Genomic DNA, 512 nt, shown 5'->3' with positions numbered 1-512 from the left:
GTAACTGCAACTGTCAATGGGATGAGCCAGAACATATGCAGATGCGGCCATTGCCCCAGCAGCGCAAAGACCACCAGCAGCGCGACAAACAGCAGCACATAATTTAGCAGGCACGACCCCACCACAATCACCGGCAAGGTGATACGCGGAAAACGCATTTTTTTCATTAGGTTGCCCTGGTCGATGAACAGGGTCAGGCAGCGGCCAATGATTTCCGCAAAAAGACTCCATGCCAGCATCCCAGCCATCAGGTAGAGGGCATACGCGTATTTGTTGTCGATCCCGGGCAGCTTAGCTGCCAGTACGTTAGAGAGCACCAAGGCATAGATCGCGACTTGGGCCAAAGGATTGATGATCATCCACAAACCGCCTAAACGGCTACGAGCAAAACGGGCAGAAAACTCATTACGGATTGATGAAAAAACAAACCCCCGGTAGCCCCAAAGGCTTCTGAGCAGCTCCAACATTTCTTACTCCTGATAAAAGTGAAGCCGAGTTGCTTCACTCTTGGC

General features: G+C 51.6%; 1 protein-coding gene. It reads right to left on the bottom strand.

Translation table 11 applies throughout. The annotated features are described in order from the left end of the window. Positions 1 to 467 (bottom strand): ABC transporter permease (locus tag AC1DRJ_RS32220; RefSeq protein WP_477805643.1); only part of this gene is annotated, 467 nt, incomplete at its 3' end. Positions 468 to 512: the final 45 nt, after the last annotated feature.

The sequence above is a fragment of the Pseudomonas sp. P5_B2 genome, assembly GCF_056400445.1.
This window is presented reverse-complemented; position numbering and strand designations above follow the sequence as displayed.